The following is a 16,221-nucleotide window of genomic DNA, read 5'->3' as shown; positions in this document are numbered from 1 at the left end:
GAAATCATTTGCATGCAGAAGTGTATCTTTACCATATGTCAAAGAAAAAAAAGAAAGGCACAAACCGTCTGGTTAAAGCAGGCAGGGACTTTGAATCGGAATTATATTCATTTTTAATAGATAAATCGGGTAAAGGCGCATCGTTAAAAGTTATTTTTAAATGGGCCGGCAAAACCGGTCAGTTGGATGGTGTTTTTGATGCCATTGAAAACCTGGTGAGCGCCGGTAAAATTGAAGAATTTGCACCGGATAATTTCCGCGCCAAACAACGAGCAGATGCAATTAATACCATGGTTGGTATTGTTGATATGACACAAAGCGGCAGTGCTTATGTAATAATTGACGGCCATTTATACGATGTATATGTGCCTTCGCATAAAACAAACCGCGCATTTAATGGTGATACGGTTCGTGTTAAAATTACTACCCTCGGCAAAAAGAAAAAGCCCGATGGCGAAATTGTTGAAATTATAAAACGCGGTAAAGAATTATTTATCGGCAAGGTAGATATTTCGGAAAAATTTGCATTTGCTATAACTGATGACCGTTTTAATAATTACGATTTTTATATTCCGAACGAAGAAATAAAAAAACATAAAATTGTAACCGGCGACCGTGTTATTATGCGCATAAAAGACTGGCCGCCAACCATGAAAAACCCGATTGCTCAAATTGTGAGTAAACTTTCGCAGGCGGGAGATCACGCGAGTGATATGGAAGCCATTTTAGTTGAAACAGGAATTAATTATATTTTCCCTAAAGAAGTTGAACAACAGGCTGAAGCTTTACCTACTGAAATAACAAAAGCAGAAATAAGTCGCCGTCGCGATATGCGCGATATTTTTACTATTACGATTGACCCTTATGATGCAAAAGATTTTGATGATGCCATTTCGTATCGCAAATTAGAAAACGGATTAATTGAAATGGGTGTTCATATTGCCGATGTTGCACATTATATTATTCCGGAAGGTCCGATTGATAAGGAAGCGTATTCACGAGGAACGTCTGTTTATCTGGTAGACAGGGTTATTCCGATGTTGCCGGAAAAATTATCGAACAATGTTTGTTCCCTGCGTCCGCATGAAGAAAAACTCACCTTTAGTGCCATTTTTGAAATGGATGAAACGGGAGCAATCATAAATGAGTGGTTTGGCAAAACAGTAATTTATTCTGACCGCAGATTTACTTATGAAGAGGTGCAGGAAATAATTGAAAGCAAAGCCGGTGAACATGTTGATGAAATTTTAGCGATAAATAAAATTTCTACTTTATTGCGTGAAAAACGATTTGCCAGTGGTGCCATTTCTTTTGAAACTCAAGAAGTGAAATTTATTTTGGATGAAAATTTTGTCCCAACAGGATTATACGTTAAAGAACGCAAGGAAGCACATATGTTGATTGAAGACCTTATGTTACTTGCTAATAGACGTGTTGCTTTTCACTTATCTAAAAATCATCCACGTGTGCCCTTTGTTTATCGTGTGCATGATACACCTGATATGCAGAAACTGGAAGAATTTGGCGAAAATGCAAAACGATTTGGCCATAAATTAAAATTGGATTCTCCAAAAAATATTTCTTCGGAATTAAATCGTTTAATGACCGATATAAAAGGAAAACCGGAGCAAAATATTTTAGAAAGTCTGGCGATTCGTTGCATGGCGAAGGCTGTTTATACTACTAAAAATATTGGTCACTACGGACTTGCATTTGAACATTATACGCATTTCACCTCTCCTATCCGCCGTTATCCGGATTTAATGGTGCATCGTATTTTGGCGAATGTATTAGACAACCATAGTTTACTTTATCCGAATAAAGAACAATTAGAAGATAAGTGTCGTCATTCATCCGCAACTGAACGTAAAGCCATGGAAGCAGAACGTGAAAGTGTAAAATATAAGCAGGTAGAATACATGACCAAACATGTTGGTGAAAGTTTTGATGGTGTGATATCCGGCATTACTACCTGGGGTGTATTTGTTGAAATTGTAGAAAATAAATGCGAAGGAATGATACACGTGGATAATATCCGCGATGAATTAATGTATGATGAAACCCGCAGGCGACTAGTGAGTTTAACCAACTCCGGCAATTATGAATTAGGGAATAAAATAAGAATAAAAGTGCAAAAAGCAGATTTGTCAACCAGGAAACTGGAGTTTATTCCTGATTAAATTATTAATTCAAATTCGCCGGGTAACGGAGCTTCAATGGTCATTTCTTTTTCTTCTATGGGATGAAAAAAGGTCAGTGAAAAAGCATGTAGTGCAATTTCATTTTCCTTATATAATTTATTCGAACCATATTTATCATCACCAATAATGGGGCAACCGATATGTGCCAATTGCGCGCGTATCTGATGGAATTTTCCGGTATGCGGATGAATTTCTATTAAGTGGCCGAGTGAAGTTTCACCTTTATAACTATAATCTAATGAACAAGGCAATCGATTTTTTGCAGCTTTATCGTAAATGATTGCCTGTTTTTTTTGTACATCTTTAAACAAAAAATTAGCGAGTGTAGCTTTCTTTTTTTCCGGTTTATTTTCGGTTAAAGCGAAATATACTTTTTTAATAGTGCCAGCTTCAAACTGCTGATTAATATGCACCAACACCGATTTCTTTTTAGCCACCAGCATAACACCACTAACAGGCCTGTCGAGTCGATGTGCAATACCGATGATGGTATTATGCGGCAATTTCAGCGTATTAAAATAATCAGCTATACGACCTTCAACACTTGGGTTGCGGTAACGGTCGCGCTCCACTGCTATACCTGCGGGTTTATTCACCAGCAGTAAATGTTTATCCTCAAAGAGGATGGGTAATTTTTCCATCTGCGTTCAAAAATAACCTATATTTAAGGTTTAAAATCATTTTTTAGATATGAATGCAGAAATATATTTATGGATTAACGCAGTGTTATATGCTGCATTTGCCGCCTGGTGTATGATTCAGCCGAATAAAACTGCCGCATTTTCGGGTTTATCTTTTTTAAATGTGTCGGGACGGGCAGAATATTTTGCCATTTACGTGGGTTTAGAAGCTGCCTGGGCTGTGATGTATGCCATTTGCGCAATGAATGAAAGTATGGAATACGCAGGTGTATTTTACAGTGTTTTTCTGTATTCGGGCGTGGTAATCGGACGTTGGATTTCGATTTTTCAAAAGGGTGTTGCTTCCAATAATACCTATTTTATTGCCATTTTAGAAATTATTTTAGGTGCATGGGCTGTGTGGCTGCTGACCCAATATTGATGCGGCATTTCCAATAAAACTAATGCGTGTTTTGAACCAAGGTTAAACGCATTTTTAAAAATAAATTTGCAAATTTGATTTTGGTGCATATATCTTTGCATCACGTTCTTTAGAAATTACTTATCAAGAAAGGAGGAGGGACTGACCCTACGATACCTTGGCAACCCATAACAATTTAACTCGTTGTTGTGAAGGTGCTAATTTCAGACAGATAAGTTGGAGAGATAACCTAAAAATATTTTAGCTCGCCAATTTATCGGTGAGCTTTTTTTTTGCCCATCGATAGCGTTATTGCTTTTTTGCAATAATTAAATTGTTTGGCAACAAAGCTTTCCGGTAGAAATTATTTTTGATAAGTGTTTTCTGATAGGAATTATTTTCTAATCAAAAAACACTTTTTTTATGCAGAAAGAAACAGCAATTATTCACGCAATTCCGGTAGATGAATTAACCGGTGCCATTTCAGTTCCCGTTTATCAAACCTCAACCTATGTGCAGGAAAGCCCCGGCGTTCACAAAGGTTATGACTATGCCCGCAGTAATAATCCAACACGTAAAGCACTAGAAGATTTAATCGCAAAGCTCGAAGGCGGAGCCGGTGGTTATGCATTTGCGAGCGGACTTGCAGCCATTGATGCCGTATTAAAATTATTAAAATCGGGTGATGAAATACTTGCCGTTGATGATATTTACGGAGGTGCTTTTCGTTTATTCACGCACATTTATGAAAAGTTCGGCATTAAGGTAAATTATGTTGATACAACAGATATCATTAACGTAATTGATGCTATTAATACGAAAACAAAATTAATTTGGCTGGAATCTCCAACAAATCCAACACTTAAAATTTCGGATATACAAGGTATATGTGCTATTGCAAAACAATTTAATGCCCTGGTTGTGGTTGATAATACTTTTGCCTCGCCAATTGGTCAGCAACCCTTATTGTTGGGTGCAGATATTGTTATACATTCAGGCACAAAATACCTTGCAGGGCATAGTGATGTAATTGCCGGACTGGTAGTTACCAAAACAGCTGAATTAGCAGAAAAAATAAAATTTATTCAAAATGCCAGTGGTGGAATTCTTGCACCTTTCGATAGTTGGCTTACCATTAGAGGTATAGAAACACTGGCTTTGCGCTTGGAAAAATCAAGCAATAATGCATTGGCTGTTGCAAATTATTTAAGCGGATTGGCGGCAGTCGACAAGGTGTATTATCCCGGTTTACCTACACATAAAAATTATGATATTGCGCGTGCACAGCAACATTATTTTGGTGGTGTTATTAGTTTTAGTCTGAAGGATGATACTGTTGAAAATGCCAATACCATTTGCAGTAAAACGAAATTGTTTAAATGTGCCGAAAGTTTGGGTGGTGTAAAAAGTTTGTTGTGTCACCCTGCCAGCATGACACATAAATCGATACCGGAGGATATTAGAAAAAATCGGGTATCCAGGATTCATTAATTCGATTATCCTGTGGTATTGAATCTGCGGAAGATTTAATTCAGGATATTCATCAAGCCATTGAGGTGAGTTTATCGCAACCAATTGCAGCAAAACAAATAATAAAATAATTTTTATGGAAAGGAAAAATTTAACCTTAGGTGTATTTGGATTTGGCTGTGTTGGTCAGGGTTTGTATGAAGTGCTTTCGCGCACGCAGGGATTAAAAGCGAATATCAAAAAAATATGTATTAAAGAGCAAGACAAGGCGCGCAGTCAGCCCCCTACCCTATTCACCACCAACAGAGATGAAATACTAAACGACCCTGAAATTGATGTGGTGGTAGAATTAATTAATGATGATGTAGCAGCGTTTGAAATTGTATCTACTGCAATGAAAAACGGAAAGGCGGTGGTGAGTGCAAGTAAGAAAATGATTGCCACGCATTTAAATGAACTGTATGATTTACAACAATTATATCATGTGCCATTTTTGTACGAAGGCGCTTGTTGTGCAAGCATTCCGATTATAAGAAATCTGGAAGAATATTATGACAATGATTTATTACACAGTATTGAAGGAATTTTTAACGGTTCAACCAATTATATTCTTACCAAAATATTTGATGACGCTATAAGTTTTGATTTAGCGTTACAGGAAGCGCAGGAAAAAGGTTTTGCCGAAACAGATCCGCGCATGGATATTGAAGGTCACGACCCGAAATTTAAACTGTGCATTTTATTATTGCATGCATTTGGCATTTTTGTAAAACCTGAACATATTTTTAATTTCGGCATCGATCGTTTAAATGATTTTGATATCAATTATGCGCGGGAAAAACATTGTCGAATAAAACTCATCGCGAAATGCCGAAAAGTGGGCAATGAAATTTATGCTTATGTATTTCCGCATTTTGTTAATGGCAATTCACAATTAACCAATATTCACAATGAATACAATGGTGTATTAGTAGAAAGTGCCTTTTCGGACCGTCAGTTTTTTACGGGTAAGGGAGCAGGAAGCACACCTACAGGTTCTGCAGTATTAAGTGATATTTCGGCATTGAGTTATAATTATCGTTATGAATACCGAAAGATAAGCCAGCAGCTGGCAGCTCAAAAAGCCTTAGACTTGAAGGTTGAGGATACATTACTACTCAATAATAATATCGAGTTAAAGATATTTGTAAGGTATTCGGATGTGCAGGATGTTCCGATTGAAGCGTTTAATGATATCATAGAAAAATATGAATCTGCCGGATTTAAATATATAATTGGCACTATTCAACTGGAAAAAATTATCGATGCTGACTGGGTTAAAAATCGGGCTATTAATCTAATTGCGTTATAATTGACAAAAAAGTGGAAAAACGGGAACTTTTTGGGTCCGTTTTTCCTTTATGCCCATGTAACTGCTATGAAATTTACATTAAACATCTACAACAACGCAATTGGTATTCACGAATACCCTTGGTACAACTGCGTTTCTGCCTGTAAGTAAGGCTATATTTCCGTTACACACCGATACACCCAATTTTTAGTTTTTAAATTTTATTTTATGTCTGCAATCAGACTTTCAGATATTATTACCATCAGTTTAACGCTATTTGCGATAATTGATGTACTCGGCAATGTACCCGTAATTATTTCAATGAAAAACCGTGGCATTGTACTTCAACCTGTTAAAACCACCATTTTTGCCGGCATTTTAATGGTTTCTTTTCTTTTTTTGGGAGATACCATTTTGAGTTTGCTCGGCTTAGACACCCAGTCGTTTGCACTCGCAGGATCAGTGGTAATTTTTTTATTGGGGTTAGAGATGATTTTAGGAATACATATTTTTAAATCAAGCCCTGAAGGTGGATCTTCTTCAAGTCTGGTGCCTATTGCTTTCCCCCTGTTGGTTGGAGCCGGAACACTTACTGTATTAATCAGTATGCGTTCTGTATATTCAATTTATAATATTTTAATTGCAGTACTAATTAATATCATTGTTATGTATTTAGTATTACGTTCAACAGACTGGATTGAAGCGAAAGTGGGCAAAACGGGATTACATGCCATCACTAAATTTTTTGGTGTAATTGCATTGGCATTAGCTATTAAAATATTTATGGCTAATTTTTCGAAATAATTTCGAAGAATTAATTTTCCGATTTCTTTTTATTAATTTTTATCGCAGCACTCATACCGGGTTTTTCCACCAGTCGGAATGTAGCATAACAAATTATAATTAATACAGGAACAATTGCAGCTAAGGTTAGGCAGTAGGTAATTCCATCCATATTATTAACGGCATCATTACCAATAAGCATATAAATGGTGGTAAATAACAATATGCCATGCATCAAATAAATGCTGTAGGCCATGTCGCCCAGTATTTTTGCGGGTTTAGAGGTTAATAAACCAAATAAATTTGCACCATACACAAATAAAATAAATGTGAGCATGGTAACGAATTTACTTAGTATACTATGTGGTAAATTTATCTGCGTAATTATAACAAGCCCAATTACTGCGGCGATGGATTTCCATATTTGGTTTACGGATAAAATGTTTGGATAATAGTGATATAAAAGCGCCGCTACTGCCCCACCAATGAATGGAAAAAAAAGTGATAATTCATATCCGCCACAGAAATTAAAATAAACAATCAGTGCTAGTAAAATACCACCTGCAAACAACAGGTTTGGTTTTTTCTTTAATATCAGCACAGCTAAAATCGACAGCATTAAATAAAATAACCATTCATAAGTAAGTGACCAAACTACGCCGGCATTTGTTGTGAAGGTTAGGTTATTACCATTTATTAAAGTTGGTCCCAATAATGTAAATAATCCCCAATAGACAACATCTTTTGCAAATTGCATTAATGATACATTTAAATGCCAGTGATCAAGACTTAGTATTATTAAAATCATACATAAAACCGACACATAATACATTGGTGTTAACCTGAAAAACCGAGAAATATAAAATTGTATCCAGTTTATTCCTGTTTCACGCGCTTTTAATAATTTGGTGATAAATAAAAATGCAGTTATCATAAAGAAAAAGGAAACTGCCGTTACACCGAAATGTTGGTATAAAGTTGAACCGGGCGCCGACCACTCGCCGGTAGCCAGATAATTGCGCCAGATATAACAGTGGTGAATAAATACAAATAATGCTAAAAAACCACGCATGCCATCGATCGTTTCATAACGGCCGGGTTTCGATGTAATTGGAAACAGCCGTTGAATGACATAGGCCGTTATAATTGCCATCAGCATAACTAACACAGGAAACCACCAGTAATTATTGGGCATTTTTGGGTATCAGGTTTAAAAGCGAACAGGCAAATTTATGAAAATATGGAGATACCTTAATATGACTGTTATGGGAAGTTCAAGATATACTAAAGAAATAAAACGAACCGTTTACTTGGCATGAAAACCCACCGCTTATTAATTTCAGTTACACTATGCTGTATATTGTTAGCCTGTAACACCGTTGAAAATAAAAAACCAGGGCAACAAATTAAAGTTAGATCAGCATTTCCTGATAAATCCCTCAGTTCAATAATGGACTCTTTACATCTAACCAAAAAAGACACCTGGATTTACGTTGATAAATCAGATTTTATTTTATTACTCAAACATGACAGTATTACACTTAAATCATACCCGGTTGTTTTAGGAAAAAATCCAACAGCCGATAAAAACCAGCAGGGTGATAATTGCACTCCTGAAGGCATATTCCATCTCCGCGATTTATATCCTCATAAAGGTTGGAGTAAATTTTTATGGATTGATTATCCTACTGCCGAAAGTTACAAAAAACATGAAGCTGCAAAAAAGGAGGGGAAAATATCTGCAAATGCAAAAATTGGTGGTGAAATTGGTATTCACGGTGTGCCTGATGGAACGGATTATATGATAGATGAAAACATGAACTGGACAGCAGGTTGTATCTCATTAAAAAATGCGCATATCAATGAAATTTATGCATTTGTTGAAGTGGGCACCAAAGTAGAAATTGTGCAATAATAATTTAGCAGAAAATATTTAACCATGCGTTACCCTATTTTATTTTGTTTACTGTTTATTGGAATTTTAAGCAGTTGTAAAAACAAATTATTAATTAAAGCCGGAATTACAAAAGGTGAGGTTAATGAAAAATTAATTGACACAAGCGGCAGAACTATTGCAAAACGCATCGCTTGTCCCTCATCATTTTCCAGAATACCTGCTCCGGAGGGTTCGTTTACAGCTTATTTAAGAAACCTACCCTTAAAACCTTCAGATGAGGATGTATTATTGTTTGACGGCCGCTCGAAGCGTGTATTTGTGCATTGTGGCGTAATTGATATGCCACTTCGCAACAAAGATTTGCAACAATGCGCCGACAGCGGTATGCGGTTGTATGCTGAATATTTATATGCGAATAAACAATACAACAAAATAACATTTAATTTCTCTAACGGTCAGCCATGTGCTTATGTAAATTATGCTGAGGGCAAACGTATACAATTTAATGGTAATACTGCAAGCTGGATTCAAAAAGCAAAAAAAGATTATGGATATGAAACCTTTCAGGATTATCTGGATTTAGTTTATACCTATGCCGGATCATTTTCTTTATCGGAAGAATTAAAAAAAGTTGCTATTGACAGCATTCAGCCGGGTGATTTATTTATCCATCCCGTTTTCCCGGGCATGTTGTAATTGTAATGGATGTATGTAAAAATGATAGTACCGGTGAGCGCCTATTTTTATTGGCACAAGGGTTTACACCTGCTCAGGAAATTGAAATTTTAATTAATCTGGATGAAGGAAAAATCAACCCATGGTATTCGATTCAACATGATTTAATTGCTACACCACAATTTAATTTTAATGGTGATGAATTATATAGATGGGAATAAAAAAAAAGAGGCTCATCTCACGACAGCCTCTTTCATTTTTAAGCTCTAAAGAAAATTATTCTATAACAACTGATTTGGTAATTTTTTACCATCTGCGTATTCAGCATTTACAAGATATAAACCCGGAGTTAAATTTTCGAGTGTGATACCTGCAATATTGCTAACACCTGTTTCAGTATAAACAACCTGACCTGTAATACTTACAACTGTAATTGTAGCATTTTCAATTTCGAATAAATTCAAAGTGAAATTACCGTTAGAAGGGTTAGGATATACTAACATTTGATTGTTTAAGAAATAAGTTGGATTATCGAGGTATTCAGCAACAACGTCTTCACCAAAACGAGCAAGTGTACCTAAAGTAGCACAAGCTGTATTTGTTAAAGCAACCTGTTCAGTAACACCTGCAGAAGTAAACACGGTACTGTAAGCAACACATGCACAATCGTTATGCGCAATAGTGTCGATTTTAAATGAAACCTGAATTGCTTCATCAGCGCTGTTTGCACCTGAAGTAGTTACATAACCACTTAAGCCATTATACATATCGTAAGGTGAACCCATGCTGAAATTACCGCGTGATACTTTACCACGTGCATCACCGGTTACATAACTCATAAAACAAGGTGAGCCAACATTACTTGCTGCAGATACATAAGAAAAACCGCCTGTTGCATATTGTTTTACAACATTGTTTTTTGTTGTAAAATCGCCGGTAGTAACCTGGTCATTATCCGGGTCAGCATTTCTTGCATAATAAACATCATACAATTCATCACCACCATTACAAATATCAACGATAGTTAAAATTGCCTGTTTTTTATTTAAGAAATAAGAAGTTTGAGCAATAGCTAAACCTAAATCGGTATTCGTTCCCTGCCAAATGCTTTTTCTTGTTGCACCACCATTTGCATTAAAAGTGTTACCACCTTCAAATGAAGGTAAGTTTGGTGTAAATAACGTTGGGCTATAGCAATATGGTTGAATGTTTCCATAAACAGTTCCTGTTCCCATTTGAATAGCGAAGCCATCTTCAGGTGAACCCGGCATAATATAATCACCACACTGATCAGGTACACCTAAGTCCCATCCATCAACATTTACGTCATTACCAAATGATAATGAACCATCTATAGTATTTTCGTGATAACCTGTTGGTGCTGCAACTACAACACCTTCTGCTGCTGAAGTGTAAGTTCCGCAATCGGAAATTGCTACTTCAACAAATTTACCTTTCAAATAAGAAACACCGCCAACAATTTGAGCGTTGCCTACCATAGCTGAACCAATAATTATAATTGCTGCAGCCGAAATTTTTATGTAATTTTTTTTCATAGTTTCTGATTTAGCATTATTGGTTTAAAAATGAATTATACGTAGCAGTGCAACGTGCAGACATATCGCCTACATATTTATTCCAATCGTCGAGCGTCCATGTGAATTTTCCTAAACGATCAGGATAAAGCATCATTACTGCAGTTTTATTTGCATAATCAACTTTAAATTCACAAAGGTTGTTAGCGATTGATTTAAAAAATTTCTGCGCATCAGCTTCGCTTTTAAACTGTAAATCAGAAATATCCAATTGAACAAATTTTTGTTGTAACAATTCATCTGTTAATTGGATGGAAAATTTTTGTCAACTTTCACTGCCGTTTGTGCATATCCATCAACGGATAATAACAAACCAGCTGCGAGGAGCACGGGAAGAATTAATCTTTTCATTTGGCAAAATTTAATGTGAAATAATTTTATTTATCACAATAAATATAACTATAAATCCTACTGTAACTGATAATACTTAAAAAAGTGACTTCTACACTCATGTCACATTTCGACACTTTTTTATCACTTTTTTCCAAAAATTGATGGCATAAGGGAAGATAGAGAACATTTTTAGACTTTTAAACCATGTCACATTTCCTGAAATTTTGCCGAGTATTTTGTGAATTGACTTTACTGAAAATTATAAAAAAAGCGAGCCGGAAAACCAGCTCGCTTTAATTAATTTATAATAAATCCTATTTATTAATACCCTTCATTTTGAATAAGTAAAGGATTAATTTCTATTTCAGAAATTGGCACAGGATAAACCATTTTAGGATCATTGTAATTCATAGTGCCTACCATACCTTTAAGGCGTTTGATATCATGCACTTTAAATCCTTCAAATGCTAGTTCGAGGCGACGTTCCAATAAAATAGCTTCTAAAGTTACGGTAACAGCAGCAGGTAAACCGGCACGTACATGTGTTTTGTTATAATCATCTACCGGTGCGGCGCCAATTGCAGTTCCAAGGCGTTCGTTACATTCAGCGCGGATTAAATACATTTCTGCAATACGAATAATACTTACGTTACCAAATTCATTATTAAATTTAGTAGTATAAGTAGCATCCCCATCTACCAAAAACATTGCTTTACGTGCATCTGCATCATCATAAAGTGCAAGATGTTCCGGTTCAATTTCAATATCTGCACGACCACCAAAATCGTTAATTGCAAAATAGGTTGCCATTACATTACTATTATCAAGTTCTGAATTTTCAACACTGAATACGTCTTCATTTGTTGCATCGTCGTTTGCAAAAGTTTCAGCAAAAGTTTCGTTCAGTTGAAAATCGTTAGAACCAATTACACGGTTCGCAGCGTCACGTGCAGCAGCATAATCCGCTTTCTGTAAATACACACGTGCAAGTAATGCAGCAGCTACATATTTATTAATAAACTCATCGTTTTTCTCCGGTAATAAACTTTCTGCTTCATTTAAATCAGTGATGATTTGTGCATAACATTCTTCCACAGTATTGCGTGTAACATCAACATTATCACCAAAATTTATAGTAGGAATTAAAATTAGCGGAACAGCCAATTGTGTATTATCTAAACCCGCTTCATATTGCTGACCAAACATACGCGTAAGTTCAAAATGTGCCCAGGCTCTTAAAGCGAGTGCTTCACCTTTAACTCTTGCCTGATCTTCAGGTAATACAATATCAATTGCATTAATTACATTATTACATGAATTAATTACCTCATAAGCATCGGTCCAAAAATCGAGCACATCACCATTTAAGGCAAGTATGTCGCGGTTAAAAATTTCACGCGGTGCCGTATAAGTACCTACCCATAAAATTTCACCGGCACCACCGTATAATTCGGCATTGCGCATTAATTCGCCACCCAATAAGGATGTTTGCGACATATTATCATAAGCACCAATAAGTGCTTGTTTAACACCCTGATCGTTATCGAGGGCAGTTTCGTTACTTAAACTTTGAGCCGGTTCCAATTGCAATAAATCTTCACAAGAAGAAACTGAAACCACAATTAAACTCAATGTTAAAAATCTATATAATGACTTTTTCATATTTTTTCGATTTATGATTACAATTATTTACAAAAATTAAAGTGCGATACTAATACCCAGTACCATGGTTTTAGGTTGTGGTGCACTGTAAAAATCGATACCATAATAAACGTTATCTGTAAATGAGTCGGTTGATACTTCCGGATCCCATCCGATGTAATTCGTAAACGTGAACATGTTATATGCAGAGGCATACAAACGTAATGACGACATGTTCATTCTTTGTGTTAATCGTTTAGGGAAAGTATAACTTAAGGTTACAGTTTTTACACGTAAATAAGATGCATCTGAAAGATAACGGCTTGAGCGCGCTTCTGTTCCGTTAGCAAATAATAAACGGTTTTCAGGAATGTCAGTATCATCGCCCGGATTTTGCCATGCGTCTAACTGGTCAACAGTTTGGTTATCGTACTGACTTGCGTTTGAACTCATCCAATAGTCGCCCTGTAAATTTACATCGTTACCATATACTCCCTGTAAAGTAACATCTAATGCTATATTTTTATAAGCGAAGTTGTTTGTGATACCTGCTATAAAATCAGGATTCGGGTCACCAATTACAACATAATTTGCGAGGTTAAAATCGTTTGTTGTTTCAGTGCTTCCTTCAGTTTCATTTACATAAAATAAACCGTCGCCGTTTTCAGGATCTACACCTGCATATTCAGCGCCGTAAAATACACCTAATGGCTGACCAACCATAATTACATTCATAAAATCGCTACCACCAAGGTCAATTAATTCCTGACCATTTGCGAGTTCAAGGATTTTATTTTTATTCACTGAAAAATTGAAACTAGTTCCCCAAGAAAAGTCGCCTTCAAAGTTTTGTGTATTAATAACAATTTCAAAACCTTTATTTTCGAGGCTACCCACATTTTGAGTTTGCACTGCATAACCTGTTGTTGCAGGAACAGGAACATCTAACAATAAATCAGTTGTATTTTTAATATAATAATCTAATTCACCTGTAATACGGTCGTTGAAGAAACCAAAGTCAAAACCAATATCAAATTGTGCTGTTTTTTCCCAGGTTAATTCAGGGTTTGCAATGGTTGAAGGATATAAGGCAGAAGTTCCTGCGTAAGAACTGATACCATATAAACCTTTGTAATCGAAATTACCAATACCTGCATTTCCTGTTAAACCAAAACTCGCACGTAATTTTAATAAACTCACTTTTTTGCTGCCTTTCAGGAAATCTTCATTTGAAATAACCCAACCTGCAGAAGCAGAAGGAAAAACACCGTAACGGTTAGCTTCACCAAAACGTGAAGAACCATCGGCACGTGCAGTAATGTTTAATAAATATTTTGTTTCATAATCGTAAGTTGCACGAACAAAATAAGAGATGAAACGGTAATAAGATAATACGGAAGTACCTTCAACTATTTCTGCGGCACTTGCTAAAGTTTGTAATTTGTCATTAGGGAAACCCTGGCCTTCTACTGAATTATAATAATCGTCATATTTATTATATTCAACACCGCCGGTTGCACCGAATGTACTTTTTTCTACTTTCTTATTAAATACGAGCAGCAATTTAGTATCCAGATATTGTACACCTGAATTATAATTTGTTGCATAACCACCAACGGATAAACCAACTTCACTTTTACTTCCGTAAAAACGTTGTTGCCAGTGGTTGGTAATATCACCACCTAATTCAGCTCTGATTGCGAGTGAAGGAATTAATTGATATTCACCTGACCAGTTTGCGAGTGTTCTGAAAGTTGTACTTTCAAAAAATACATTATCCACTTCAATTAATGGATTATAATATAAAGCGGTTGGCGTATTATAATATTCGCCGGTGGTATCTTTTGTTGGTGTAAGTGGCGATTGAGCTACCATTTGTAACGGCGTAGAAAATGAATTATCATCCGGAATATCATTATTAATAGAACGGCTTAAATTCAAATTCAAACTCATGCTGAATTTATCGGTAAGCTGCGCATCCAGATTATTTAATACATTAAATCTGTCGCCGTGATTACCCAACATAATACCATCCTGATAAGAATAACCAACGCTGGTAAAATATTGTATTTTTTCAGTTCCTCCTGAAATTGAAAAATCAATCATACTTGATGTAGCCGGCTGGAAAGCTTTTGATTGCCAATCGGTATTTGCCGGACTTGTTCTCCAATCGGTATGACCGGCAAGTCGGTCGAATTTTTTCTCAACATCACTAATATAATCATCAACTGCTTCTTCAACAGTTGCATAACCGCTGAGGCCGTTTGCAAAATCGTATTCACCGGCATTAATTGCAGCCTGCGTAAAATAATCAATATATTCTTCGGCATTTAAAAATTCGCGTAAACGGGTTGGTGTGCTGAAACCCTGCTGATAGTCGAGGGTGATTTTAGCTTTTCCTTCTTTACCACGTTTTGTAGTAATAATGATTACACCGTTAGCCGCACGTGAACCATAAATAGCACTTGCTGAAGCATCTTTTAATACCTCAACACTTTCTATATCATTAAAATCGATATCGTTAAGCGGGTTAAGATAAACGTTAAAATAATCGTTTACTGCTACAGTATTAATTGGAATACCATCTACAATAATGAGTGGCTGATTACTTGCATTAATAGAAGATGATCCACGGATACGAATTTTTACATCACCCCCAACTTTTCCGTTGTTTGCTTCTATAAACAAACCGGCAGCTTTGCCTTGTAATGTTTGTTCTACCGTAGCAACAGGTGTAAGTGCAATTTCATCGCCGCTGATTTCGGAGATACTGCCGGTAACTTTGGTTTTCACCTCTGTTCCGTATCCCACAACAACTACTTCATCCAGCACTTCTTGTGACATTTTTAAACTCACATATACTACGTTCTTCTCAGTTAACGTAACCTTTTGAGTTTCATAGCCTACAAATGAAAAAACCAGCACACCGCCGGTTTCAGGGACTGAAATTGAGTATTTCCCGTCAGAGTCGCTAATTGTACCATTTTGGGTTCCTTCTAATAAAATGGTAACGCCGGGCATGTATTCGCCATTGTCTGCATCTGTAATTTTCCCTGTAATGGTGCGCCCTTGCCCAAATAGCTGAATGGAGACAAAGGAAACAACAATCAGGAGTAGATATTTCCGCATAGTTTTAGGTTTAGTCAGTCGCTAAAGTAAAGCATTTCGGCATAACATTTAGAAAATTTTCGTAAAAAAAAATGGTAAAATGTGACATGGTTGAACAGCCACTATTTCTAAAATAGCCAAAAATGG

Annotated in this window: 13 protein-coding genes, 1 pseudogene and 1 riboswitch; of the genes and pseudogenes, 8 read left to right on the top strand and 6 right to left on the bottom strand. The window is 36.1% G+C overall.

What is annotated here, in order from left to right; genetic code table 11:
* Positions 1–35: 35 nt before the first annotated feature.
* Positions 36–2,180, top strand: coding sequence for a ribonuclease R (rnr, locus tag IPI65_06655; protein MBK7441203.1), 2,145 nt, complete (start codon positions 36–38; stop codon positions 2,178–2,180).
* On the opposite strand, the gene IPI65_06650 is transcribed toward rnr, so the two are convergent.
* Entirely contained in the window at positions 2,177–2,842 is a 666-nt protein-coding gene (locus tag IPI65_06650) for an RluA family pseudouridine synthase (protein ID MBK7441202.1), read from the bottom strand. The two genes, rnr and IPI65_06650, sit on opposite strands and share 4 nt — an antisense overlap.
* 49 nt (positions 2,843–2,891) lie before the next feature.
* Here IPI65_06650 and IPI65_06645 point away from each other — a divergent pair, with 49 nt between their 5' ends.
* The 4 genes and pseudogenes from IPI65_06645 to IPI65_06630 all read left to right on the top strand — a co-directional run bounded on the left by IPI65_06645 (position 2,892) and on the right by IPI65_06630 (position 6,846).
* The gene (locus tag IPI65_06645) at positions 2,892–3,263 is read left to right on the top strand and encodes a DUF4345 family protein (protein MBK7441201.1); all 372 of its coding nucleotides are present in this window, start codon (positions 2,892–2,894) and stop codon (positions 3,261–3,263) included.
* A 117-nt stretch (positions 3,264–3,380) separates the two neighbouring features.
* Positions 3,381–3,481: riboswitch (SAM riboswitch) on the top strand.
* Between the two features lie 184 nt (positions 3,482–3,665).
* A pseudogene (locus IPI65_06640) lies at positions 3,666–4,843 on the top strand (PLP-dependent transferase).
* Positions 4,844–4,848: 5 nt separating this feature from the next.
* Positions 4,849–6,063 (top strand): homoserine dehydrogenase, encoded by a 1,215-nt coding sequence (locus IPI65_06635; protein MBK7441200.1) that lies wholly within the window; start codon positions 4,849–4,851, stop codon positions 6,061–6,063.
* Between the two features lie 207 nt (positions 6,064–6,270).
* Positions 6,271–6,846: a MarC family protein gene (locus tag IPI65_06630; protein ID MBK7441199.1), complete on the top strand. Its 576-nt coding sequence runs from the start codon at positions 6,271–6,273 to the stop codon at positions 6,844–6,846.
* Between the two features lie 10 nt (positions 6,847–6,856).
* Here IPI65_06630 and IPI65_06625 read toward each other — a convergent pair whose 3' ends face one another.
* Complete coding sequence (locus IPI65_06625; protein ID MBK7441198.1) at positions 6,857–8,020, bottom strand: acyltransferase; 1,164 nt, start codon at positions 8,018–8,020, stop codon at positions 6,857–6,859.
* A gap of 255 nt (positions 8,021–8,275) precedes the next feature.
* On the opposite strand from IPI65_06625, the gene IPI65_06620 reads away from it, so the two are divergent.
* Genes IPI65_06620 through IPI65_06610 form a run of 3 tightly spaced genes read left to right on the top strand, consistent with a single transcriptional unit; the run spans position 8,276 to position 9,618 of the window.
* Positions 8,276–8,740 carry a L,D-transpeptidase gene (locus IPI65_06620; protein MBK7441197.1) on the top strand — a complete coding sequence of 155 codons (465 nt, stop codon included), beginning with the start codon at positions 8,276–8,278 and terminating at the stop codon, positions 8,738–8,740.
* 24 nt (positions 8,741–8,764) lie between these two features.
* Positions 8,765–9,418 (top strand): hypothetical protein, encoded by a 654-nt coding sequence (locus tag IPI65_06615; GenBank protein MBK7441196.1) that lies wholly within the window; start codon positions 8,765–8,767, stop codon positions 9,416–9,418.
* Between the two features lie 5 nt (positions 9,419–9,423).
* Positions 9,424–9,618 (top strand): hypothetical protein, encoded by a 195-nt coding sequence (locus IPI65_06610; GenBank protein MBK7441195.1) that lies wholly within the window; start codon positions 9,424–9,426, stop codon positions 9,616–9,618.
* A 60-nt stretch (positions 9,619–9,678) separates the two neighbouring features.
* On the opposite strand, the gene IPI65_06605 is transcribed toward IPI65_06610, so the two are convergent.
* The 4 genes from IPI65_06605 to IPI65_06590 all read right to left on the bottom strand — a co-directional run bounded on the left by IPI65_06605 (position 9,679) and on the right by IPI65_06590 (position 16,095).
* The gene (locus IPI65_06605; GenBank protein MBK7441194.1) at positions 9,679–10,953 is read right to left on the bottom strand and encodes a T9SS type A sorting domain-containing protein; all 1,275 of its coding nucleotides are present in this window, start codon (positions 10,951–10,953) and stop codon (positions 9,679–9,681) included.
* Positions 10,954–10,969: 16 nt separating this feature from the next.
* Positions 10,970–11,227 (bottom strand): hypothetical protein, encoded by a 258-nt coding sequence (locus IPI65_06600; GenBank protein ID MBK7441193.1) that lies wholly within the window; start codon positions 11,225–11,227, stop codon positions 10,970–10,972.
* A 419-nt stretch (positions 11,228–11,646) separates the two neighbouring features.
* The gene (locus IPI65_06595) at positions 11,647–12,987 is read right to left on the bottom strand and encodes a RagB/SusD family nutrient uptake outer membrane protein (protein ID MBK7441192.1); all 1,341 of its coding nucleotides are present in this window, start codon (positions 12,985–12,987) and stop codon (positions 11,647–11,649) included.
* 36 nt (positions 12,988–13,023) lie between these two features.
* The gene (locus IPI65_06590; protein MBK7441191.1) at positions 13,024–16,095 is read right to left on the bottom strand and encodes a TonB-dependent receptor; all 3,072 of its coding nucleotides are present in this window, start codon (positions 16,093–16,095) and stop codon (positions 13,024–13,026) included.
* Positions 16,096–16,221: the final 126 nt, after the last annotated feature.

This window comes from Bacteroidota bacterium (assembly GCA_016706255.1).
Lineage (GTDB): Bacteria > Bacteroidota > Bacteroidia > Chitinophagales > BACL12 > UBA7236.
This window is presented reverse-complemented; position numbering and strand designations above follow the sequence as displayed.